19 protein-coding genes and 3 pseudogenes are annotated in these 22,088 nt (G+C 41.6%); 11 read left to right on the top strand and 11 right to left on the bottom strand.

The window, feature by feature from the left end; all coding sequences use genetic code 11:
• Window positions 1–55: 55 nt before the first annotated feature.
• The 4 genes and pseudogenes from B4K26_RS06280 to B4K26_RS06265 all read right to left on the bottom strand — a co-directional run.
• Window positions 56–301 (bottom strand): annotated as a pseudogene (locus tag B4K26_RS06280) (transposase); the annotation flags it as partial.
• 1,030 nt (window positions 302–1,331) lie between these two features.
• On the bottom strand, window positions 1,332–1,598 hold the full coding sequence (locus B4K26_RS06275; RefSeq protein ID WP_296244223.1) for a hypothetical protein: 267 nt from the start codon (window positions 1,596–1,598) through the stop codon (window positions 1,332–1,334).
• Window positions 1,599–1,836: 238 nt separating this feature from the next.
• Entirely contained in the window at window positions 1,837–2,088 is a 252-nt protein-coding gene (locus tag B4K26_RS06270; RefSeq protein ID WP_296244222.1) for a hypothetical protein, read from the bottom strand.
• A gap of 287 nt (window positions 2,089–2,375) precedes the next feature.
• The gene (locus B4K26_RS06265; RefSeq protein WP_296244221.1) at window positions 2,376–2,741 is read right to left on the bottom strand and encodes a MerR family transcriptional regulator; all 366 of its coding nucleotides are present in this window, start codon (window positions 2,739–2,741) and stop codon (window positions 2,376–2,378) included.
• A gap of 98 nt (window positions 2,742–2,839) precedes the next feature.
• Here B4K26_RS06265 and B4K26_RS06260 point away from each other — a divergent pair, with 98 nt between their 5' ends.
• The 3 genes from B4K26_RS06260 (at window position 2,840) to B4K26_RS06250 (ending at window position 4,675) form a co-directional block, all read left to right on the top strand.
• The gene (locus B4K26_RS06260; RefSeq protein WP_296244219.1) at window positions 2,840–3,706 is read left to right on the top strand and encodes an alpha/beta fold hydrolase; all 867 of its coding nucleotides are present in this window, start codon (window positions 2,840–2,842) and stop codon (window positions 3,704–3,706) included.
• A complete protein-coding gene (locus B4K26_RS06255; RefSeq protein ID WP_296244218.1) occupies window positions 3,681–4,085 on the top strand; it encodes a hypothetical protein in 405 nt (134 codons plus the stop codon). The genes B4K26_RS06260 and B4K26_RS06255 overlap by 26 nt, the downstream gene beginning before the upstream one ends.
• A gap of 65 nt (window positions 4,086–4,150) precedes the next feature.
• Window positions 4,151–4,675 (top strand): PaaI family thioesterase, encoded by a 525-nt coding sequence (locus B4K26_RS06250; RefSeq protein WP_296244216.1) that lies wholly within the window; start codon window positions 4,151–4,153, stop codon window positions 4,673–4,675.
• Between the two features lie 636 nt (window positions 4,676–5,311).
• On the opposite strand, the gene B4K26_RS06245 is transcribed toward B4K26_RS06250, so the two are convergent.
• Window positions 5,312–5,764, bottom strand: coding sequence for a DoxX family protein (locus B4K26_RS06245; RefSeq protein ID WP_296244214.1), 453 nt, complete (start codon window positions 5,762–5,764; stop codon window positions 5,312–5,314).
• Window positions 5,765–5,925: 161 nt separating this feature from the next.
• On the opposite strand from B4K26_RS06245, the gene B4K26_RS06240 reads away from it, so the two are divergent.
• Window positions 5,926–6,876, top strand: coding sequence for a LysR family transcriptional regulator (locus B4K26_RS06240; protein ID WP_296244213.1), 951 nt, complete (start codon window positions 5,926–5,928; stop codon window positions 6,874–6,876).
• Window positions 6,877–7,007: 131 nt separating this feature from the next.
• Here the strand turns inward: B4K26_RS06240 and B4K26_RS06235 are convergent, their stop codons facing one another.
• The 6 genes and pseudogenes from B4K26_RS06235 to B4K26_RS06210 form a co-directional block, all read right to left on the bottom strand.
• Window positions 7,008–8,690, bottom strand: coding sequence for an NAD-dependent malic enzyme (locus tag B4K26_RS06235; RefSeq protein WP_296244212.1), 1,683 nt, complete (start codon window positions 8,688–8,690; stop codon window positions 7,008–7,010).
• Window positions 8,691–8,908: 218 nt separating this feature from the next.
• Entirely contained in the window at window positions 8,909–9,187 is a 279-nt protein-coding gene (ppiC, locus tag B4K26_RS06230; protein ID WP_296244210.1) for a peptidylprolyl isomerase PpiC, read from the bottom strand.
• A 116-nt stretch (window positions 9,188–9,303) separates the two neighbouring features.
• Window positions 9,304–10,614 (bottom strand): arsenic transporter, encoded by a 1,311-nt coding sequence (locus B4K26_RS06225; protein WP_296244209.1) that lies wholly within the window; start codon window positions 10,612–10,614, stop codon window positions 9,304–9,306.
• A gap of 95 nt (window positions 10,615–10,709) precedes the next feature.
• On the bottom strand, window positions 10,710–11,426 hold the full coding sequence (gene arsH, locus B4K26_RS06220; RefSeq protein WP_296244224.1) for an arsenical resistance protein ArsH: 717 nt from the start codon (window positions 11,424–11,426) through the stop codon (window positions 10,710–10,712).
• A gap of 90 nt (window positions 11,427–11,516) precedes the next feature.
• Window positions 11,517–11,843: pseudogene (arsC, locus tag B4K26_RS06215) on the bottom strand (arsenate reductase (glutaredoxin)); the annotation flags it as partial.
• Window positions 11,844–11,895: 52 nt separating this feature from the next.
• Window positions 11,896–12,246 carry an ArsR/SmtB family transcription factor gene (locus tag B4K26_RS06210; protein WP_296244208.1) on the bottom strand — a complete coding sequence of 117 codons (351 nt, stop codon included), beginning with the start codon at window positions 12,244–12,246 and terminating at the stop codon, window positions 11,896–11,898.
• A gap of 405 nt (window positions 12,247–12,651) precedes the next feature.
• On the opposite strand from B4K26_RS06210, the gene B4K26_RS06205 reads away from it, so the two are divergent.
• From B4K26_RS06205 to B4K26_RS06175, 7 genes and pseudogenes are all read left to right on the top strand, one after another.
• Complete coding sequence (locus tag B4K26_RS06205) at window positions 12,652–13,821, top strand: siderophore-interacting protein (protein WP_296244205.1); 1,170 nt, start codon at window positions 12,652–12,654, stop codon at window positions 13,819–13,821.
• Window positions 13,822–13,910: 89 nt separating this feature from the next.
• Window positions 13,911–14,675 carry an ABC transporter ATP-binding protein gene (locus B4K26_RS06200; RefSeq protein WP_296244204.1) on the top strand — a complete coding sequence of 255 codons (765 nt, stop codon included), beginning with the start codon at window positions 13,911–13,913 and terminating at the stop codon, window positions 14,673–14,675.
• On the top strand, window positions 14,672–15,646 hold the full coding sequence (locus B4K26_RS06195) for an ABC transporter substrate-binding protein (protein WP_296244203.1): 975 nt from the start codon (window positions 14,672–14,674) through the stop codon (window positions 15,644–15,646). The genes B4K26_RS06200 and B4K26_RS06195 overlap by 4 nt, the downstream gene beginning before the upstream one ends.
• The gene (gene fhuB / locus B4K26_RS06190) at window positions 15,643–17,616 is read left to right on the top strand and encodes a Fe(3+)-hydroxamate ABC transporter permease FhuB (RefSeq protein ID WP_296244202.1); all 1,974 of its coding nucleotides are present in this window, start codon (window positions 15,643–15,645) and stop codon (window positions 17,614–17,616) included. Before B4K26_RS06195 ends, fhuB begins: the two co-directional genes overlap by 4 nt.
• Window positions 17,617–17,762: 146 nt before the next feature.
• Window positions 17,763–20,051, top strand: coding sequence for a TonB-dependent receptor (locus B4K26_RS06185; RefSeq protein ID WP_296244201.1), 2,289 nt, complete (start codon window positions 17,763–17,765; stop codon window positions 20,049–20,051).
• A 153-nt stretch (window positions 20,052–20,204) separates the two neighbouring features.
• Complete coding sequence (locus B4K26_RS06180; RefSeq protein WP_296244200.1) at window positions 20,205–21,917, top strand: multidrug ABC transporter permease/ATP-binding protein; 1,713 nt, start codon at window positions 20,205–20,207, stop codon at window positions 21,915–21,917.
• Window positions 21,918–22,006: 89 nt separating this feature from the next.
• Window positions 22,007–22,088: pseudogene (locus B4K26_RS06175) on the top strand (IS1595 family transposase); the annotation flags it as partial.

The raw sequence follows: 22,088 nt of genomic DNA, 5'->3' as shown, positions 1-22,088 counted from the left end.
TATGACTTTTGCAAGAGGTCTATTATGCTAACTCTTTTAAGTTATTGATGCTCTAATGAGTAAAATTTCTTATATCAAAAGCGTCATAACCTGTAAAGAAGTCCATGTAAATAACATTAACAGGCTTTACCTTCTCTCTTATAATGGGCATTAAGTTGTCAGCTTTAGCATTAGGAATAACACAAGTATAAATGCTACTATTGCGCTTGAATAGTCCGAATAAAGTTACTTTATTGCTAGCACTGCAACTACGTTTACCTTTTCTTCTACTGCCAAAGTAACTTTCATCAACTTCTATTTCTAAGTGTTCTTGTTTTAGGAGAGAGTTTACAATATTTTCTGGTGGTGTTCTAAAAAGTATACTGGCTATAAAAATCAATAAGAAATCTATGCTAAGTTCTCTGATTCTATAGGGCTTTCAAGGCTCCAAGAATTGTTCAAATTTTAATCAAGTTAAAGATTCAGTTCCGAATTTGAGAGCAATATTAGAGATCAGTTAACCTATACAATCTGCACTATAACTTATTAGGTAGTGGATCCCTCAATATTATAGTGCTCGAAATATTATTAATATCTATAATTACTATGGGTTTATTTAAATCTTATGAGTCGAGAAAGCTCTATATGCTACTATTTATATAGTGTAGAAGACTGATGTATGAAGTTTACTTTTCTTAGGTGACGTTGTTAATATCGGGGTTTCTTTAAACTGGGACTGTGACAGTCGGGGCAGCTGATATCTATTTGTATCTTCATAACCTCAAATATATCATCTTGCCTCGGCTGTCACCCTCCTTTATTCCCTCAGCATACTTTCTGACACACCACCGAATTATCAAATCAGGTCATTCGTGATATAAAAGCCAATATCAATCGGATGACAAATCAATAGACCTTAGGAAGTTGTTAAATTTGTTGTTAAAAATAATATATGCAGATCTAAAACCCTTACATTAAAAGACTTACAGTAGGTTAGTCGATGCGCTGTGGGCGCACCAATCATTGTTTTAGTTCGTTTTAAAACCCCGTAAGCCTTATTTATGCTGCAGGGTTTTTCATGATTTAGCTTACTATAGCTTTCTTTAGCTATCCGTTAAATGGCGGTATTCTAGCAGATATCCGCAAATACCTTTAGAATAGCTAAAACCATCAAGATTTTGACTGACCCCTGCCGTCAAATCCGCACAGTTAAACTTGGGAGATTTCAGTTACGGAGCTTGACGATAATAATCAAGCCACACCTATCTTTGCGATTTTCTGTTGCTCAGTGACATCATCACTCAGCCAGTCGTAGGAGCTAGAATGCTTAACCTTTTTTTATCAATTACTATCTAACTGATGTTTGTCGATGGCCGCATCTTTGCATCAGATGCCGTCATTGCGACTATCTTGATTGGTACCGCGCACGCCCAAGCCATACCAGCTGTACAATAAAACATACCGTTCTCGTAGAATACAATATAAGCTGTAAAATCATTATTCGCTAGGTTTACCATAGTATCTTGATCGCAACTATCATCTACCGCACACCACACCTCTTCATGCCCATCTTCCAGCATCGCTCGAGTTAACTCACTACCTTCGATCTTTGTACTCATCGTGTTAACCCCCAACTATCCCTGTGATTATTAACCTAAACAAGATAAACTGCACACAAGTTCCTTTGTATCTCAATTAAGGTAACTTAGCAAACGCAATTCTCATAACATTCTACACTATAGATTTGCATAAGTGAATATATAGAAACTATTACCTTATATTTAAAGCAACAATTCTCTTGATTCAAAACAATCAAATTATAAAAGCAGGGGGCGAATTAACTATAGCAACACTCGTTTATAGTCCTACTTCATCTTGAGTGAGCGCAGTTTTTTTAATTGGTACAGCATATTTCCAAGAACCACCCTCCCTACAAACAAAGCAGCCATCCTCAAAACCTACGATATGGACAATGAAGTCACCGTTAATATTTCTAATAGTCGCCATAGCGTGCTCATGACTCTCATTACTTACAGCACACCACACTTGCTCATCACCACGCTCTAGCATGGCACGAGTTAGCTCATTCCCTAATAATTTATTATTCATATTTGAAACCTTAATAATAATAGTTAGCTTTTAGTCCTTTACTTTCACTACGTACTTCATTCCAACTGCAAAATTTTAGCTAAGAAAATTTTCTCTTACAGTTTAATACATGTAAGTAATAGCTAGCCCGCCATTGATTGAGCAAATATTGAGTATTGAGGCATGGATCGAAGCAAAATCTGAACATCCAATTGCTGTGGCAATTGTTCAGACCGCAGAGCAACAAAATATCAGTTTATTATCGATTACTGCTTTGGCTTCTTTTGCATCTGTGACGGAATTAGGGATTAAAGCGTCACCTTATCTTTATATTCACACATACCTTTTAATGCATCATCTATTAATGTTTTCATTTCAAACAGCTCTGAAATTTTAATTTCTATCTGCCTGTTTTTCTCTATAAGCTTTTCACCCATTTGTGATTGGGTCAGGCTGTTTGGATATAGTAGCTCTGTTAACTCTCTAATCTCTTTCAGGGTGAAACCGAGCTCTTTCACCATAACGATCATGTTGAGCTGTTCTACGATCTCGTTATCATAATCTCTATAACCATTAGACTTTCTAGATGGTGTCGATATCAGCCCTTCCCTTTCGTAAAAACGAATCGTATCTCTGCTTAGTCCGACTGTTTCAGTTAATTCTTTTATATTCATTATCGAACATTCTCAATTAACACTTGACCGTGGAGTAATGTCCATAGTTTATAGTAGGCGTTAATTAACAATAAGTAGGTTTTTTTATAGATATAAATATGCTGACAGACGACAACGTCGAGCTGAGCGCAACCGTCTATAAAGCTAATAATCCTAAAGCCGTTGTTCTGATAAATTCAGGAACCGCTACTAGTACTTCTTATTATTTGCCGTTTGCTAAATACTTAAGAGAGCATGGTTTTCATGTCATTCTTTGGAATTACAGAGGATTTTGCGATTCTAAAACGAATCATCTAAAGGATTGTTATTATCAGTATTTTGATATCGAGCGCTATGACATTCCAGCTGTCATCGATAAAGCTAAGCGCCTATTTAAGAATTTACCCTTGTATTGTGTGGGTCATAGTGCTGGTGGTCAACGGGTAGGTTTGGCCCATAACGCTGATCGGTTGGATGGTTTAATTGCAGTGGCGGTCTCAGCAGGATATTTTAGCTATATGCCACCTCGCTACCGACTCAAAGCCAATTTCTTTTTTCGTTTTTTAGCACCACTTAATCATAAAATCTTTAATTACGTACCAGCTAAAAGCTGCAGACTCATGGAAGATTTGCCTGCTGGATTCACAGAGGAATGGGGCGCTTGGTGCCGAGAAAAGGAGCTGTTTTTCTCAGATAAATTCTATGGGAAAACCATTCCCCTTGGTACTTATAAAAATTTCAATGTTCCAACTTTCGTCTTCACTGCCAATGATGATGAAATCTGTACTGAACGTAACCTACACAACTTTTGGAAACATGTGACCAGCGATCAACCCATTGTTTTTAAAAGTTATAGCATTCGCAAGGGCTCAGACCAGTCAGTCGGACATTTTGGTTACTTTAGAAGTAAAAATACTTACATTTGGCAAGATATTTTAGATACGATCAACAAGGTACACTATGATAAATCGTTACAAACATTATAAAATTTTAGTTTTCATTGTATTACTTAATGTGTTTTCGAGTATTTTACACTATGTTCATAATGTGATTCATTTTGACCACTATCCTGAGCCTGATTGGCTGTCTCCACAGTTAGTAAATTATTTCTGGTTCATCATGACACCAATTGGTATTTATGGCTTGATTGTGGCTGTCAAAAGCCAGATGACTAAAGGTCGTTGGTGGCTTTATTTGTATGCCTTAATGGGGTTATTGTCGTTACTGCACTACAATGTAGAGGCGGATAATATCATGACTGTTACCATGCACAGTCTTATCTGGTTTCAAGCAATCTGTGCCTTTTGGTTAATCGGCTATGTAACGATGTATTTTAAAAATAAAAGCGGATATGAAAAGCACTAATTGATGAAACTTTAGCCTTTATAAACGTTGGCTAATATCTTATTTATCGTTTTAAGGAATTGAAAATGAATGTCGAAGAAGTAATAGCAACATGGGAAGCAGAAGAAGCAAGTATTAGAGAAAAGCTAGGTGACGCTGATGTCATTCCATTATCAGACTTAACCACTCGCAGCGGTATGGATATTTTTAATGCTATGTTTGCAGGAGAGCTGCCTCATCCTCCTATTGGTCTAACGCTTGACTACACTCCTATCCATATGGGAAAAGGTATTGCGGTTTTTCAAGGACGTCCAAAGCGCCATCATTACAATCCGTTGGGAACAGTCCATGGTGGCTGGTTTTGTACGCTTTTAGATTCTGCTGTTGGCTGCGCTGTACATACCCTCTTACCAGCGGGGAAAACCTATACAACTTTAGAGATAAAAGTAAATATGGTGCGAGCTTTGACAGTGGCAACACCTTTAGTACGAGCTGAAGGCAAAGTCGTTCATGCTGGTCGAAGAACAGCGACTGCTGAAGGCAAAATTGTAGGGCCTGATGGCAAATTATATGCTCATGCCACCACAACCTGCATCATTCTTGATGTTTAGATAAAAATTTTGACAGTTAATAGAGCTTATCTGACAGTCTCAAGTCTAATAGCTTCTAAACCAAAGAAAGATGCTAAGAATATATTGGAGGTTATATGAGTATAAAAAATGCGGTAGGCTGGCCGCTTAAACTCAGTAGAGAATCTTGAAAGATACTCCATTTTTATGTCAAAAACCTTAGGGCGACCCTGAGTAGCAGAGTAACTAAAAACATACCCAAACAGCCTAATGAGACTGACATTTCGAATATCCAGACTACCTTTATGAGTGAAGCGATCGATATTAGAGAGCTTGGAGGTTCAAATGACTTTTGGAATCTAGCACCAGTACAGCATAAAACTCATCAAAATGAATTCAATGGTTTTTGGGCAGGAATGAAATGATAGATATTGAGGAAATAATACAGTTCCTGAAAGAAGTATGGGGTCAAGTGCCCGCTGGCTCCCAATCCATAAAGAAGCATGGTCCTGCACCGTGAGGTATATAGAATACTGGCTGCCTTACTGTGTTTGATTGATTATCCATTAGCGATGACTCCATTGTTCTTTATTTAAGATAAATAAAGCGACGATAAGTATGACTACTAAGATAAAAGAAAACCTCTAGCTAAAACCTCTTTTAAACTTTTGATAACCATTAAATCCGCCCTATTTTCTCTGATAATGCTTTATCAATACTAAGATAACCGCCACCTTGTACCACTAAAGCAAGTAAAGCGACCATCAAGACTAGCGCATACTCATAGCCACCATCAGCAGCGAATAATCCATTACTGATATGGACCGAGAAAATAGCCACTAGCATAGTAAAGGCTGCCACTAACGCAGCAGGTCGCGTCACTATTCCTAATACTAAGGCAAGACCGCCAAAGAACTCAGCGCCACCTGCCAGTAATGCCATGAGTAAGCCAGGCTCCATACCCATACTGCTTAGCCATTGAGCCGTTCCTGCTAAACCATTGCCACCGAACCAGCCAAATAACTTTTGCGCGCCGTGGGCTATCAAAACTAAGCCCACAGGTACACGGAGGATGAAAGCTGCTATTCCAGCTTCTGATTGCATGATTTTATTTAACAGTGATGTTTGCATTGATGATTATCCCCTAACATTGAATTAAATAGGCGGTGGCGTCTGTCTGTATAAACATATTCTACTATCAACATATTAAAAGAATAGGCTAAAATATATTGATTAATTATCAACATAGCGTTTATAGTAAATTTACTATTGCGACAGATGAAGGATAAAAGATGGATAGAATCGACGGGATGCGTGCCTTTGTGGCAGTGGTAACGGAGGGCAGTTTCAGTAAGGCGGCCACTACTATGCAGCTGTCACCACAACTGGTGAGCAAGTATGTTGCCAAGTTAGAGGAGCAACTACATACTCGCCTGCTCAATCGTACTACTCGCAAAGTAAGCACAACTGAGGCTGGCAGCCAATATTTTATCCATGCGCAACAGATTTTATTGAGTATTGATGACATGGAAGCACAATTGGGCGGCTTACAGCAGCTCCCTAAAGGTATTCTACGAATCAGCGCCCCTGTCTCATTTGCTTTAAAGCATATGGCAAAATTGATTGCTGACTTTCAGGAACGCTATCCTTCAGTCACTGTTGATCTACAACTAAGCGACCGAAAAGTCGATATCGTTGAAGAAGGGTTCGATATTGCATTACGAATTGGGCAGCTTGAAAGCTCATCACTTATTGCTAAAAAAATCGCTCCTATTCGCGTGATTTTATGCGCATCACCTGAATACCTGAAAACTTACGGTACGCCTAAACGACTTGAGGAGTTAGAGACGCATCGTTATTTGCATTATAGCTATATGAATATAGAGACTAAGGGACAAGTTTTTAAATATTTAAAGGCAAAACAACTCAAGGAAAGTAGTATTTTTCGAAGTAACAACGGCGATGTCTTGGTAGAAGCCGCTATTGAAGGTGCTGGATTGGTATTACAACCGACTTTTATTGCTAGTAATGCTTTACAAGCTGGTCAGCTAGTGATCGTTTTACCTGAATATGAGCCAAGTCCTTTAGGCCTATATGCTGTCTATGCCCATAGAAAAATGCTCCCTCACAAGATCCGATGTTTTGTCGATTTTATGACGGACTATTATGGTGCACCGCCGTACTGGGATGAGCAAGTAATGAGCAAACAGTCAAAGGCTATGAGAACTCCTTATGGAGTATGAGCAGCAATAAAAAAGGTAGCTAACACTATACGATATATAGCTTTAACTACCTTTTTATTGTTCTATATTTACTTAGGTAAGGTTATTCACACTGAGGTTTCTATCTGTGCCTCTTAACCGTTCATAAACCTTTAAAAGGAAGTACGACGATAATTACGGTATTTAGGTTCCCAGAAGTTAGCTTTTAAGCGACGTTCCAAATTTTCTACCGTTATAGGTAAGGCCAATTTATCTTCAACTGCTTGCAATGCGACTGCATAAGCTATTTTTTCACTGATTTCTCTAATGACTCTAATTGGCGGTAATATGGCACCTGGAGCCTTGATATATTCCAACGATATATCCGCCAGGGCTTGGCTTGCAGCCATTAACATATTATCACTGATGCTCTTGGCACGTGATGCTATCACCCCTAAACCAATACCGGGGAAAATATAGCTGTTATTACATTGCGAAACTTCAAACGTCTGACCGGCAAAAGTGGTATTAGGGAAAGGACTGCCTGTTGCAATGATGGCCTTACCTTTACTCCAATTAGTTACTTCCTGCGGAGTAGCTTCAACGCGAGAAGTTGGGTTTGAAAGCGGCAATACAATAGGATGTTCCGTATTGTCACATAAGGTTTCAATCACTTCTTGTGTAAACAAACCTTTTTGCCCACTGACACCGAACAATACGGTAATTTTCGCCTGTTTAACCACTTGTGCCAAACCAAGCTTTTGACTCTTATCCCATTCTGCAAGATCGGATTCTTTTTGCACCAGTGGTATCTGAAACTTCTGCAACTCTGTCATGCTATCGGTAAGCAAACCATAACGATCTACCATAAATACTTGACTTCGCGCCTGCGCCTCACTCAAGCCTTCACGCTGCATTTGGCGAATAATATGTTCGGCGATACCACAACCTGCTGATCCTGCCCCTAAAAAGGCTATTTTTTGTTGACTCAGTCTTTCACCTTTGTTTAAACACGCCGCAATCAAGGTTCCGACTGAAACCGCAGCGGTGCCTTGGATATCATCATTAAAGCAGCATAATTGATCACGATATCTGTTTAATAAAGGCGTTGCGTTTTCCTGTGCAAAATCTTCAAATTGTAATAGCGCCTCTGGCCAGCGGCGTTTAACCCCTTGAATGAATAACTCTACAAATTCATCGTATTCAGCCCCAGAGATACGCGGATTTCTCCAACCCATATACATAGGGTCGTCGAGTAGTTGTTGATTGTTGGTGCCCACATCTAATAAAATAGGTAGGCAATAAGCTGGGCTAATACCGCCGCATGCGGTATATAAAGACAATTTACCAATGGGGATGCCCATACCACCAATACCTTGGTCACCTAAACCCAATATGCGTTCACCGTCAGTGACGACGATCACTCTTACCTTCTGTTTGGTCGCATTTTGCAAGATATCATCGATTTTATGACGCTCAGGATAAGAGATGAATAAACCACGTTTACGTCGATAAATTTTGGAAAATTGTTCGCAAGCTTGGCCAACCGTTGGGGTATATATGAGCGGCATCACTTCTTCAATATGTTGCTCAATCAAATGATGAAACAAGGTCTCATTGGTGTCTTGAATATTACGCAAATAAATATGCTTATCCATGTCATTGCTAAAGGAGCTAAGTTGATGATAAGCGCGTAAAGATTGCTCTTCGATTGTCTCAATGTTGTACGGTAATAAACCGGTTAAATTAAAGCTATCACGCTCCTCTGAGGTAAAAGCGCTGCCCTTATTTAACAAAGGCATTTCTAACAATATTGGTCCAGCAAAAGGGATGTATAAAGGACGTTCGTTTGGCATAATTAAATCTTCTTAATGATACGTGTGGTGGTTAAAGATAAGTGGTTTAAATACCTCATATCTTTCTTGCGTGTTGTTGAAAAAACACAGTTAAGGATTACTGTCTATCAGTAAATGTACTACGGAGCACTTATAAAAGTGGGGTTTCTTGGGTGATAACCATACCTGATACTTTTTGTATTAGTGGTTAGACAAAATTACAGCGCCGGCTCTTACTGTTACGTTCTGTAAAGCACTTTAACCACATGCCAGCCAAATTTGGTTTTCACTAAGTGTGGGGTGAATAGTTCGCCGTTAAAGCAAACTTTATCAAATGCCGGTACCATTTGACCTCTTGTAAATTCACCTAAGTGGCCGCCTTTTTTACCTGATGGGCAGGTTGAGTGTTTCTTAGCCAGCACATCAAACTGGGCGCCTTTTTTAAGCTTGGCAATAATGTCATCAGCCAACTCTTTGTCTTTGACTAAAATGTGTAATGCGCTAGCGGTACGAGCCATAATATAAACCTTTCATAAAATATCGATGAACGGGGCATTATATCACTACTGACTTTGGTTACTACCCTCAGTGGGTAAACAAGAGCATTTACCGAGCAAAATGAGTGAATTGCAACTTAACCGCTCGGTAGCATAGGTAACCAAATCACCAAAGCTAGAAGGGTTGCTAATAGTACGGGTGGCGTAATTAATAAGCCAACCTTCATATACTGACCCCAGCTAATCTTATAATCCTTTTCCGCCAGTACATGTAGCCATAGCAAGGTTGCTAAACTACCAATAGGGGTAAATTTTGGTCCCAAATCATTGCCGATGACATTGGCATAAATCATCAGCTCACGCGTGGCCGTAGGTACTTGGGCATGATCAATAGCGAGTGCGCCGATAAGCGTTGAGGGCATATTATTCATGACTGAAGCCACGATAGCAGAAAGGAAGCCAGTTCCTAATGTGGCAGCAATATCTCCTTGCTGACCTAACCAGCTTAGTGTTTGCGCGCCATATGCTGTGAGTCCTGCATTACTCAAGCCATAGACCACCAAATACATACCGATTGAAAACAGCACGATTTGCCAAGGTGCCTTGCGTAGCACATTGGTCACAGAAAACTTGGTATCACGACCTCCTTGCCACCAGCGACCTGCGATTGCTACCAGCACTAGCGCCGCGATACCAGTCACCAATGAAATCACTATATCTAATGACTCAGTGGCAAAATAAGCAATAAGTAATAAAGCTAATACTGGAAAGGCGGCGCGAAAGACCAAAAGGTCTTTGATAGCAGACTGCGGCGCAAGCAAATTATCAGTAGCATAATGTTTTGGAATATGACGCGCATAAGCGATCCACAATACCAGTAGCGTTGCGATAACGGACACGATATTGACTGGCACCATAACCGCAGCATAGCGCCCAAAACCAATATCAAAATAATTGGCGCTCACGATATTGACCAGATTAGACGTTACTAATGGCAAGCTTGCCGTATCAGCAATAAAACCGGTGGCGATAATAAAAACTAAGGCCGATTTGGGTGCAAAATCAAGGCGCAGTAGGACAGCGATAACAATAGGTGTGAGCAATAACGCCGCGCCATCATTGGCAAAAAAAGCAGCAATGAATGCTCCTAAAATTACAATCATGGGAAACAATAAGCGACCTCGACCATTGCCTAATCTTGCTACATGCAATGCCGCCCAACCAAAAAATCCCGCTTCATCTAATATCAATGAGATGATAATAAGCGCCACAAAGGTAAAGGTAGCATCCCAAACAATATCCCAAACGGTAGTCACATCGGATAATTGCACTACTCCAAATACCAGAGCGGCCAATGCGCCGCCCATTGCACTCCAACCGATACCCAATCCTTTTGGCTGCCATATCACCAAAGCCAAAGTGACGATGAAAATCGCTAACGCGAGCATAAAGGTGCCTTAATAAAACAATAGTATTAGAGCGTGTCATCATTTGAAAAATTGAGACACGCCCTAGAAAAAGTTAACGTTAACTACGGTTGAGTTTAGAGGGCTTTTTGATTGACGCGTTGCGATAACTCTTCTGCACTTTCGACACGTTCAGAATAGCGATCAGTTAGATAAGAGGATCGACCACGTGTGAGCCAAGTAAACTTGACCAATTCCTCACACACATCAACCACACGCTGATACAAAGGTGAATTCAGCATGCGGTTATTGTCATCGAATTCCAGAAAAGCCTTAGGAATAGACGACTGATTGGGTATGGTAATCATGCGCATCCAGCGGCCTAAGATACGTAGCTGATTGACAGTATTGAAGCTTTGACTGCCGCCGCTAACTTGCATTACCGCCAGTGTTTTGCCTTGGGTGGGGCGCACGCTACCTAATGAAAGTGGAATCCAGTCAATTTGTGCTTTCATGATGCTAGTAATACTGCCATGACGCTCGGGGCTTACCCATACCATGCCTTCTGACCACGCTGCTAGCTCACGCAGTTCTTGTACTTTTGGATGATCGGCATCGGTACTATCAGGCAACGGCAGGTCTGTGGGATCAAACGTACGCACCTCACAACCATACCAACGCAATATCCGACTCACCTCTTGGCTGGCTAATTTAGAAAAGGAGCGCGCGCGTAAAGAGCCGTATAACACCAAGATTCTTGGTGGATGACGCGGATCATTTGCACCAATCAGAGCATCAATATCAATCGGTTGCAGCTCTGCTGCTTCTATATTTGGTAATTCCGTCAAATCGATCGTTATGTCCGAAGTCTTACCTTTAGTAGATTGAACGACTTCACCACCTTCTTTGGTAAAGCGATTCACTGGATTGTCTAATAAATCAAACACTCGCTCTGAAGGTCGGCATAATGCAGCACCCTTATCAGTGACCACAATAGGACGATTCATTAAAATAGGATGCGCTAGCATGGCATCAATAATTTGTTCATCCGATAATTGGGCGTTATCCAGCCCCAAAGCAATGATTTCTTTTTGTCGTAATAATTCACGCGGCGAGAGCTTCATTAAGACCAATAACTCAAGTAAATACTCACGCGTCGGCGGTGTCTTGAGGTATTCAATGATGTTGGGCAACTCGCCCGATGCTTTCATGATAGCTAAGGTATTGCGAGACGTACCGCAGTTTGGGTTGTGAAAAATAATGGCTGTCATAAAGTCCTTTTATACGGTTAGAACGGCTTATCTTTAAAAAGATAAAGTTTAATTATTTATCAGATATTTCGACATTACAGCTTCTCAAGCTTTTTAAAAGCGAACCACATAATTCAGGGTAACCCGCACAGCAGTCTTCTAATAAAAACTGAATAACAGATTCCATATGCGTGAGAGAAGCTCGATAGATGATTTGGCGACTGTGGCGCTGAGAGGTTACCCACCCTGCTCGGGCCAAGATAGCCAAATGAGCCGACATCGTATTGTGGGGCACATCAAGTCTGCGGGCGATTTCACCAGCAGGTAAACCATCAGGTTCATGGCTAACCAGCAGTCTAAAGGCCTTTAAGCGCGTTTCTTGAGACAATGCCGCAAAGCTGGTAGTAGCATTAATTATTTCCATTTGTCCAATATTATAGACATAACAAAATAAATCAAGGTTATTTTGAAATTAGCTTTAAGTTATTGGTCAGTTCTGGCTCTATATACTGAGGGCTTTTTAGGAATTGTTGTTCATTTCAGGATTTTATAGCAGCACGCACCCCTTTAAACTTATAAATACATTGACAGTCAGCCTTATTAACGTAATAATAATCTAAATGTTAATGGTTATCAATAACTACTAGATATTTCTAATTTACATTATCGATTGATAAGTTTTTATCACCTTGCTTGGTTCGCAATATTTATTGATTAAACCTTTGCTATTTTTATCTCTATTTTCCGCTACCTTATATTTTCAGATGCCACCTACTTGACGGTTATATAAATTAACCGTTATGTAATTTTTTGGCTTGGATGACTCTTTATGGCTGAAACGCTTACTCGTTATGACACCGATAAAACCCCATTAGCCATTGCTGATAAAGCCATGTTCATTCACCATCTTAATGAAGAGCATCAAGATGAACTTGCGATGTTTATCAATGCTTTTACGCCTGCCTCAGTCGGCGAGTACGATATAGTATCGATAAAAGAACTGTATCCTGACGGCCTTTTGTTAGACGTTATGACGATCAATCGCTATCAAAATGATTTTAATGCATTAAAAGATAGCAGCCCTATTAATAACAGCCTCGCTGAAAACATTTCTAGTGTTAATCATCAATACTTTATCAACTTTTTTGTGCCTATTAGCGACGCTGAGACACTACATGAACAATATATAGCGTTATTGCAGTCATCCGCTACTAAGCTTGGTAAGCGTACGATCAAACTTCAAGAACAGCATTTTAGTGTGATTGATGGTTACTATGTCAGCCCTAATATGTATCGACTGGTGGTCACAGCACCCGATAATATCCCACTCAATCATCCCGGCTACGCGTATTTATTTGAGTTAAATTCTGATGTTTTATCTCCCACAATTAGTGAGTCAGAAAATAACGATAAGCCTTTGCAGCGATACTACACCCTGCGAAAAGCATGGCGAGATCCAATCAGCTCGTCTGTTCAAGCTTGGATAGATGTTTATATCCATGGCGACACGCCAGGTGGCAATTGGGCACGTTCTCTCGTCTGCGGTATGCCAATAAAAACGGTGCGCGACTATCCAGAGAAAATAGAACATCTCAGTGAGGGCCAATGCTTATTAATCTGCGATGAAACCTCTCTGCCTACCGTCGCCAATTTATTAGAAAACTGGCAAAATCCGTTACCGCCCCTTGTCATTGCTATCACCGAAGATCCAGAAGACATCAGTTATTTACGCACTCTCAATCTCTGTCAGCAATTAGGTAATGATGAGCGTTTTCTACAAGACAATCTAATCCATATCATTAAAACACCGACAACCGAAACTCCTGAACAAATCATGAGCTTATTAAATGCAAGATTAACGACATTGCCTCTTAAGATTGGCAAGGTATGGGGTGCGTTTGAAGCGGCGGACATCAAATCATTAAGACAACGATTAAAATCCACCCTTGGTTTATCTCGTCAAGATATGGTCATAAAAGTCTATTGGCGCGCTCAATAACTGCTTCAATTCCATAAATAAAATGAAAATCATTTGCATTAACCAGCTACTTTTCTTTAAAATGCCCCATTTACTTTCGACTGCTCACTATGATGCACATCAATAATTTAAGCTTAATTCGTCAAAAAAAAGTTTTGCTTCACCCGACTTCTTTTATCATCGAACCAAATAAACTGTATGCCCTCATTGGGCATAATGGTTCTGGTAAATCTAGCCTTATAAAAGCCATGGCAGGAGAGATGACTCCCACGCAAGGTGGCATTGAAATAGAAAATACAGATTTGCGAAGTTTTTCCGCTAAAAGGCTGGCCACGCATCTTGCCTACTTACCGCAAAATCTACCTGATGCGGGTGCTTTTACAGTCTATGAGCTTGTGATGTTGGGCAGATACCCTCATCAAAAATGGCTGCAAAAGCCGACTGCCAACGACCATCAACAAGTAGAAAAAGCCATCGCCCTCACTCAAGTTGACGCCTTTAGAGACCGCCAAGTATCGACGTTGTCAGGTGGTGAGCGTGCGCGCGTCTGGTTGGCGATGTGCCTTGCCCAGCAGACAAAGTATCTGCTATTGGATGAGCCACTAGCGGCGCTGGATGTGGTCTATCAAATAGAAGTGTTAAAGCTGATTCGTCAATTGGTCGATGAGCAAGGCTTAGGTGTTGTGATTATCCTGCACGACCTAAATCTAGCGGCAAGGTTTTGTGATGAATTTATCGCTTTAAAACAAGGCAAGCTGTGCCATATGAGTGATGTAAAACGCACGATGGAAAAAGATGTACTGCGCTCTATATTTGGTGTCGATTTTACCCTGTTAACTCATCCTACCACTACTCATAAAGTCGCGGTTATATGAAAACGCTCACCTTTTCGTTCGGGCTATGTGTGGCATTATGCTCAGGTTTATTGTTAAGCAGTTGCCAGTCGTCTGACGCCGCCTCGCAAGCACCACAAGCGCCACAAGCAATGTCGCCTAAAGACAATCAAAAAACACCTAAAGTCATGACGCCTGATTGGGGTATTGCGGCGACCCTGACTGCCATGGGATACCCACCAGTTGCTATGGGTGATAAACCTTTTTATAGAGAATGGGTCGGTAAGCCTCTTATACCTGATACGACTCTCGACGTAGGAACACGCTACCAACCCAATCCTGAAATGCTCTCACAGCTGGATTTAGATTTGGTCATAGACAACGATTTTTATGCGCATCTGCGTCCTATGTACGGCGATTTGCCTATCCACTCTATTGAATTGACCAGTCCTAACCAAATCGCAAAGTGGGAGGACTTTATAGAACCCACGTTAGAATTGGGACGTTCTATCAACAAACCGCAAGCCGCGCAAGATTATCTAGACACTAGTAAGAAACAAATCATGCAAACGGGACAGACTTTTCACGCGCGTTATCCTCATATCAAAAAATTGGCTGTCGTGCAATTTGCCGATACCAATAATTTGCGAATGTTTTCGTATAATAGCTTGTTTCAACCTGCCTTAGAGACGATGGGACTACAGCTAGTAGCGTTGGCAGATGGCAATCAATGGGGGTTTACGCCCATTATGCTAGGAGATTTAGCGCAGCTTGATGACGATACTTGCCTTGTGGTCGTTGAACCTCTTAGTGACCTTCTCAAACTTGAATTAGAAGACAGCTTAGTGTGGCAGCGCTTGGGTTATTCCTTTGATCAAGCGCATGCATCTAGCAAAAAAGGCCGCTGTATCACCTTACTGCCTGCGACATGGAACAACAGTGGCGTGGCTTCTATGAATGTTTTAGCCGAGCGCTTAACGAATGTCACTTTTGTAGGCGATACCGATTTATGATGAATAAAAATAATTTTTTGTCTGCTAACCGTATTTATATGATGGTCGTTTTTTTAATGCTGCTAGCAGTAGTCAGCAGTTATGCAGTCGTACATCAGCTATGGGCTCTCGCTTTTTTAGAATTATTCACACCCTCATTTGAGCTATCACTTTCAGACATGAGTATCCAGCTACAAATCCTACCGACCATGTTGGTAGCATTGACCGCTGGCGGTCTTTTAGGATTGGTTAGTGTTTTATTACAACAGCTGGTAAAAAACACTCTGGCCTCAGACACAACATTAGCAGTCGGTAGCGGTGCAAACATGGCGCTGCTCATTGTCACGTTATTTCTACCTAGTTTGGCGTTGGGGGGAAGTTTTTGGGTCGCTTTTATTGGCGCGCTTGGTAGTATGGCGATTGTGTTTCTCTTAGCTGCTCCTAGTCGCATGAATCCTTTGGTATTGGTACTTGGCGGACTGGTGACCAATATCTTATTGGGCGCTATTACTGCTTTATTATTGATTTATTATGCGGAAGAAACCTTAAACGTTATGGTCTGGGCGGCGGGTAGTCTCACGCAGAATAACTGGCAAGTATCTGCCGTATTAAGCACCGCTAGTGTGGTCGCCTTTATTAGCTTAATGCCTTTATTAAAACCATTAGAAATAATGAGCTTAGATGATAGGCAAGCCAAAAGTTTGGGCGTTCCTATCAACCTCATTCGTGGATTGGTGGTGGGATTGGTGGCACTACTGACCGCCCTTGTCGTCAGTCGCGTGGGGCCTATTGGTTTTATTGGCTTGGGGGCTGCCACACTGGTGAATGTGTTTTCGGTACGGCGTATTGGTTACCGTTTGCTATTAGGTTATGTGTTTGGAGCGCTGTTGTTATGGATCACCAGTAATGCCACGACGCTGTTACAACATTATTTAAGCCTAAATATTCCTGCTGATGCAATGACGGCCATACTTGGTGCGCCATTGGTCATATGGTTAATCGTGAGCCAAAGTCGTCAACATACCGATGAGGTTATTCCAACCTTGATTTCAGAACGCCGTGACACTCATTTAATAGGTTGGGGAATCGCCTTAATACTGTTGATCATAGGCGTACTTATCTTTACGGCGACTTCAAATGGCTGGCAGCTTAGTACGCTAGGACATTTAATTGTTGATTTTAGATTGCCTCGTACGTTAAGCGCAGCCGCCACTGGCATAATGCTAGCCACTGCTGGCGTGCTGCTACAAACCTTGACACGTAACCCGATGGCCAGCCCTGAAGTACTCGGTATCAGCTCAGGCTCAGCGATAGGCGTGGTATTGGCTTTTGTTTTTCTACCCAGTTTTGGCTATACAGGTATCATATTATCAGGATTGTTGGGCGCTTTTATCGTCCTTAGTTTGATCTTATGGCTTGCCCGTCGAATCAACCCAGCTTATTTATTGTTGGTTGGTGTGGCCATTGCCGTATTGATGGGCGGTTTATTAAGCCTGGTAAAAATTTCTGGCGATCAACGACTACAAGCGGTGCTAAGTTGGCTATCAGGTTCTACGTACCTTGCCAGTCCAGAAACGGCATGGATTTTAGTAGGGTTGGCTTTTATACTTTTTTTATTAAGCTTTATGGTCATAAAACCATTAGAAATATTGAGCCTAGGTAGCGGGATTGCCCGTGAGCTTGGGGTATCTTTGAGATTGTATCAAAGCTTGATACTCATTCTTGTAGCATTACTGAGTACGATATCAACATTGGCAGTGGGTCCGCTCAGTTTTGTGGGTCTGATGATACCTCACCTCGCCAGCACATTAGGCGCGGTGAAGCTCAAACGTCAAATTCAACTGTCCGCTATCTTAGGCGCGGGCTTAATGGTCATAGCAGACTGGGTTGGACGCTATCTTATATTCCCCTATGAGATACCTGCTGGCACCATCGCTGCCATTATTGGGGGGGCTTATTTTCTATATTTGATGCGGCGTATTAGAGCGTAACCTATATGGTTAATACTTCAATAACGACATGACAACATTATCGCTATTTAGGGCTTTAAAAATTTTTAAAATTAATAACGCGCCACTATTGTAATGAAAATGCTTATCATTATAATAGTGATTTAACTTACATATTGGTAACATTCATGCAATTGTCTCGCCTATATTCTGCCCTGTTTTGCCTCAAAGCAACTAACAGAGCGCGTCATCCATTTTCAGTAAAATCACTGTCTATCTTTCATCTTTCTACTTCAGTCGTTTTACTTGCTGCAAGCCAAGCAGCGTGGGCACAAACCGATATAAATAACAACAGTCAATCAGATGTGCCAAGTCTGGTACTTGATACGATTGTAGTAACCAGTAGTGCGGATGCGTCAGCGGATGGATTGCCAGATGCTTACGAAGGTGGCCAAGTCGCGACCGGAAGCCGCGTAGGGATTTTAGGCAATCAAGACATCATGGATACGCCATTTTCTACTACATCGTATACCAACGAATACATTGCCAACCAACAAGCACAAAGCGTGGGCAACCTGCTCAAAAAAGACCCAACTGTCCGCGTGGCCAGAGGTTTTGGTAACTTCCAAGAAGCTTACTTTATGCGCGGTTTCATCACCACATCAGATGATACGATGTTTAATGGCCTATACGGTATTTTGCCCAGACAGTATATCGCCACCGAATTATTTGAGCGTGTTGAAGTCCAACGCGGCGCATCTGCTATGCTAAATAGTGCAGCACCTAGTGGCGGCAATGCTGGTGGTACGATTAACCTATTACCAAAACGTGCTAGTAATGACCCGCTACGTCAATTAACGCTTGGTTATGGTCAAGGTGACCAAGGTAAAATTGCCGTCGACGTGAGTGACCGTTTTGGCACTGAGGATGCATTTGGCGTGCGCTTTAACGCCGCTTATCAAGATGGCGATAGTGCCATCGATGATGAATCTTCAACATTGGGATTGGCAGCGCTTGGTCTAGATTATAAAGGCGAGCAATACCGATTATCAGCAGATTTGGGCTGGCAAGATAACAAACTCAAAGAGACTCGCCCTAGTGTCAATCTCGGCGGTGTTTCTCGTGTACCAAAAGCGCCAGACGGCTCAAAAAATTGGGCGCAGCCTTGGACGTACTCAGATGAAAAAGATATCTTTGGTACCATTCGAGGAGAATATGATTTTAATGATAATCTCACCGCTTATGGTGCTTACGGCATACGAAGTGGCGAGGAAGAAAACTCACTAGCCACCTTAACCGTCAACAGTGCTGATGGTGCGGGCACGCTTTATCGTTTTGATAACTCTAGAGAAGATTTGGTACAAAGTGCCGAGCTTGGTCTACGTGGTAAATTACAAACCGGTGAAGTGACTCATAACTTGGTGTTGGCCGCAAACCTCTACGATCAAGAAGAAAAAGGCGCATTCGCATATGATTTTGGCAATCAGCTAGCGACCAATTTTTACCGCCCTACCGACTACACGGAAGTCCCCTTTACAAGTACAACTACGTTTGGCGGCAACTTAGACGATCCAAAATTAACCAATGAAAAGCAACTCCAAAGCTTTGCGCTAGCAGACACCATATCGCTGTTCGATGACAAACTGAAAACCACGTTGGGTGTACGTCATCAAAATATAAAAACCACCAGCTATGATGCCAACACGCAGGCAGAAACGGCTCATTACGATAAGAGTGAGTGGACACCAAGTATCGGCATTGTCTATCAACCAAACATGGATTGGTCGTTCTACGGTAACTATATCGAAAGCTTAGCGCCAGGAAAAACAGCCCCTCAGACAAGTAACAATGCTCCTGTTACCAATGCTGGTCAAGCTTTGGACCCTTACGTGAGCGAACAAACCGAAATTGGCGTGAAGTATGACAACGGGCTTATTGGCAGTAGTTTGGCAATATATCGTACTGATGCCGCACGTGACTATATCGATGCTTCAAACACCCTTATATCTGCTGGTAAAAACCGTCACCAAGGCGTAGAACTGACCGTATTTGGTAGCCCTAGCGAAAATATGCGCCTAAATGCGGGGGTCAGTTATTTAAGTGCCAAACAAAAAGACACCGGTGATGCGGCGTTAGATGGTAATAAAGTCATTGGTCTTCCTACCTTACAAAGCAATGTCAATCTAGAATATGATGTTGCGGCACTCGAAGGATTAACCTTAACAGGTGACATCATTCATACAGGCCCTCGTTATGCCGATAATGCCAATACCTTAAAAGTTGACGGTTATACGACGTTAGATCTTGGAGCTCGCTATAAAACCGTGCTGGCCGGACAAGATGTAACCTTAAAAGGCATCGTAACCAATGTCACGGGCGAAGATTATTGGCAATCAGTCGGTGGCTATACAAATGCTGGTTATTTAAGTGCCGGTGAACCCACGGCGTTAAAAGTTTCAGCGACGTTTGACTTTTAAATTTGAACGCTAAGCTTCGCCAATGAGACTACTATACTGATTAAATTGTCGTTATAGAATCATTACCAGAGTTAAATAAAAGGGATTAGGCGCCACCTATTCCCTTTTGTGCTATCTAAAAATACGCAAAATTCATTTTATTATTGAGTCATTATGTCCTCTCGCGCTACAGCTTCTCTATATCATATGATCTGGTCGCATTATCGCCTGCCTTTTCTCAAAGTTATCTTATTAAATTTAGTCAATGCGGCGGTCAGTGTGGGTATTATTGCTTATATTAACCACACCTTTATCAGTCAGCCTGTTTTTAATACCTTATCATGGCAGAACTTAGGCTATTTTTCAGCGTTAGTGGTTCTGCTATTGGTCACGACTTTTTTATCACAATATGCCCTAACCCGCTTGGGTCATAGATTTGTGTATGAGCTCAGAACCAAGCTGGTCAAACAAATCATCGATACCAACGTTCCGCAGATTGACAAGTTAGGGAACGCCCAACTACTCGCCAGCTTGTCTACCGATATCCAATCGATTACCGTCGCCTTTGTCCGTATGCCAGAGTTGGTTCAAGGGGTTATTTTATCTAGCGGAGTCGCCTTATATTTAGGTTGGTTGTCATTGCCACTATTGCTAATCATCATGGTTTGGATTGTAATGACGATTTGGATAAGCACCATTTTGGTGAAGCACGTTTATAAGCATTTAACGGAATTAAGGGAGATTAATGATCTTTTGTATCAAGATTATCAATCTATTATCGAAGGGCGAAAAGAGCTTGCACTTAATCAGCACCGCGCGCAAAAGCTGTATACCAATGAGTTTTTGAGTCACGCCCAGTCCTATAAAGAGCGTGTTATTAAAGCAGATACCTTTCACTTATCAGCAGTGAATTGGTCGAACATTATGATGTTTGCAGCGATTGGCGTCGTCTTTGCGGTCTCAAACTATCTTAATATACCCATGAGCGTTGCCACCACTTTTTCTTTGACCATTTTATTTATGCAATCGCCCCTACTACAAGCCGTTGGCGCTTATCCCACTTTACAAACGGCGCAAGTCGCGTTAGATAAAATACAGACGTTGGCGCTTGCTGATTATCAGCCAGCGTTTTTAACCAATATAGCAGCAAATGACTGGCAGACCATCTCACTGAACAATGTGAGCTATCGCTATCAAGGTATAAACCACCATACACAAGAAGGTGTACCTGAAAATGAGTTGCTTACTGATGACATTTTAAAAAATGTCAATCTCACCTTGAGGCGCGGCGAAGTGGTATTTTTGATAGGGTCTAATGGCAGCGGTAAGTCTACCCTTGCAAAAATCATTACTGGTATTTTTACGCCTACGACAGGCGCTGTAAAAGTAGACCAGCAGACGATTGATTCGGATAACAATACCAATTATCGGCAGCTGTTTTCTGCCATTTTTAGCGATCAACATCTTTTTAAACAACTGATTGGCAGTCAAGACAATGACTCTGATATGTCCTTAGTAACTGAGTGGCTACATAAATTAAATTTGCAAGATAAAGTGACGGTAACTGACCATCGATTGTCTACCGACAAGCTGTCACAAGGACAACGCAAACGCTTGGCCATGCTGCTCGCTGTCACCGAACAAAAGGACTTTCTGCTGCTCGATGAATGGGCCGCCGACCAAGACCCTGCTTTTCGCCGAGTATTTTATCAAGCGCTGATTCCTGAATTAAGAGCCATGGGCAAAACACTGTTTATTATCAGTCATGATGACGGTTATTTTGAGCATGCTGACCGCTTGCTGATGATGAAAGAAGGAAAACTGACGGAATTAAATGCAGAAGAACGCCAGCGCGCCAGTGCGGACGCCATTGGTATGTTAGAGTAGTTGCTTAGCTAGAATAACTGCTGATAAGTCATACCATTAAAATGTTTAAGGGGCTGTCCTAGATAAGTAAAATAATCTAGGATAGTCATATGAGAAAGAGTAGATTAAGCTGGTACAAACAAAACAGACTCATTGAACTATTTGTTGCAGGTTCTACCGCAAGAACAGCAG

The sequence above is a fragment of the Psychrobacter sp. UBA6766 genome (genome assembly GCF_002453355.1).
GTDB lineage: Bacteria > Pseudomonadota > Gammaproteobacteria > Pseudomonadales > Moraxellaceae > Psychrobacter.
This window is presented reverse-complemented; position numbering and strand designations above follow the sequence as displayed.

What these genes read in the sequence shown, in the direction of transcription:
- B4K26_RS06275 (WP_296244223.1), bottom strand. Translation starts at nt 1,598, where the DNA reads ATGAGTACAAAGATCGAAGGTAGTGAGTTAACTCGAGCGATGCTGGAA.
- B4K26_RS06270 (WP_296244222.1), bottom strand. Translation starts at nt 2,088, where the DNA reads ATGAATAATAAATTATTAGGGAATGAGCTAACTCGTGCCATGCTAGAG.
- B4K26_RS06265 (WP_296244221.1), bottom strand. Translation starts at nt 2,741, where the DNA reads ATGAATATAAAAGAATTAACTGAAACAGTCGGACTAAGCAGAGATACG.
- B4K26_RS06260 (WP_296244219.1), top strand. Translation starts at nt 2,840, where the DNA reads ATGCTGACAGACGACAACGTCGAGCTGAGCGCAACCGTCTATAAAGCT.
- B4K26_RS06255 (WP_296244218.1), top strand. Translation starts at nt 3,681, where the DNA reads ATGATAAATCGTTACAAACATTATAAAATTTTAGTTTTCATTGTATTA.
- B4K26_RS06250 (WP_296244216.1), top strand. Translation starts at nt 4,151, where the DNA reads ATGAATGTCGAAGAAGTAATAGCAACATGGGAAGCAGAAGAAGCAAGT.
- B4K26_RS06245 (WP_296244214.1), bottom strand. Translation starts at nt 5,764, where the DNA reads ATGCAAACATCACTGTTAAATAAAATCATGCAATCAGAAGCTGGAATA.
- B4K26_RS06240 (WP_296244213.1), top strand. Translation starts at nt 5,926, where the DNA reads ATGGATAGAATCGACGGGATGCGTGCCTTTGTGGCAGTGGTAACGGAG.
- B4K26_RS06235 (WP_296244212.1), bottom strand. Translation starts at nt 8,690, where the DNA reads ATGCCAAACGAACGTCCTTTATACATCCCTTTTGCTGGACCAATATTG.
- ppiC (WP_296244210.1), bottom strand. Translation starts at nt 9,187, where the DNA reads ATGGCTCGTACCGCTAGCGCATTACACATTTTAGTCAAAGACAAAGAG.
- B4K26_RS06225 (WP_296244209.1), bottom strand. Translation starts at nt 10,614, where the DNA reads ATGCTCGCGTTAGCGATTTTCATCGTCACTTTGGCTTTGGTGATATGG.
- B4K26_RS06210 (WP_296244208.1), bottom strand. Translation starts at nt 12,246, where the DNA reads ATGGAAATAATTAATGCTACTACCAGCTTTGCGGCATTGTCTCAAGAA.
- B4K26_RS06205 (WP_296244205.1), top strand. Translation starts at nt 12,652, where the DNA reads ATGGCTGAAACGCTTACTCGTTATGACACCGATAAAACCCCATTAGCC.
- B4K26_RS06200 (WP_296244204.1), top strand. Translation starts at nt 13,911, where the DNA reads ATGATGCACATCAATAATTTAAGCTTAATTCGTCAAAAAAAAGTTTTG.
- B4K26_RS06195 (WP_296244203.1), top strand. Translation starts at nt 14,672, where the DNA reads ATGAAAACGCTCACCTTTTCGTTCGGGCTATGTGTGGCATTATGCTCA.
- fhuB (WP_296244202.1), top strand. Translation starts at nt 15,643, where the DNA reads ATGATGAATAAAAATAATTTTTTGTCTGCTAACCGTATTTATATGATG.
- B4K26_RS06185 (WP_296244201.1), top strand. Translation starts at nt 17,763, where the DNA reads ATGCAATTGTCTCGCCTATATTCTGCCCTGTTTTGCCTCAAAGCAACT.
- B4K26_RS06180 (WP_296244200.1), top strand. Translation starts at nt 20,205, where the DNA reads ATGTCCTCTCGCGCTACAGCTTCTCTATATCATATGATCTGGTCGCAT.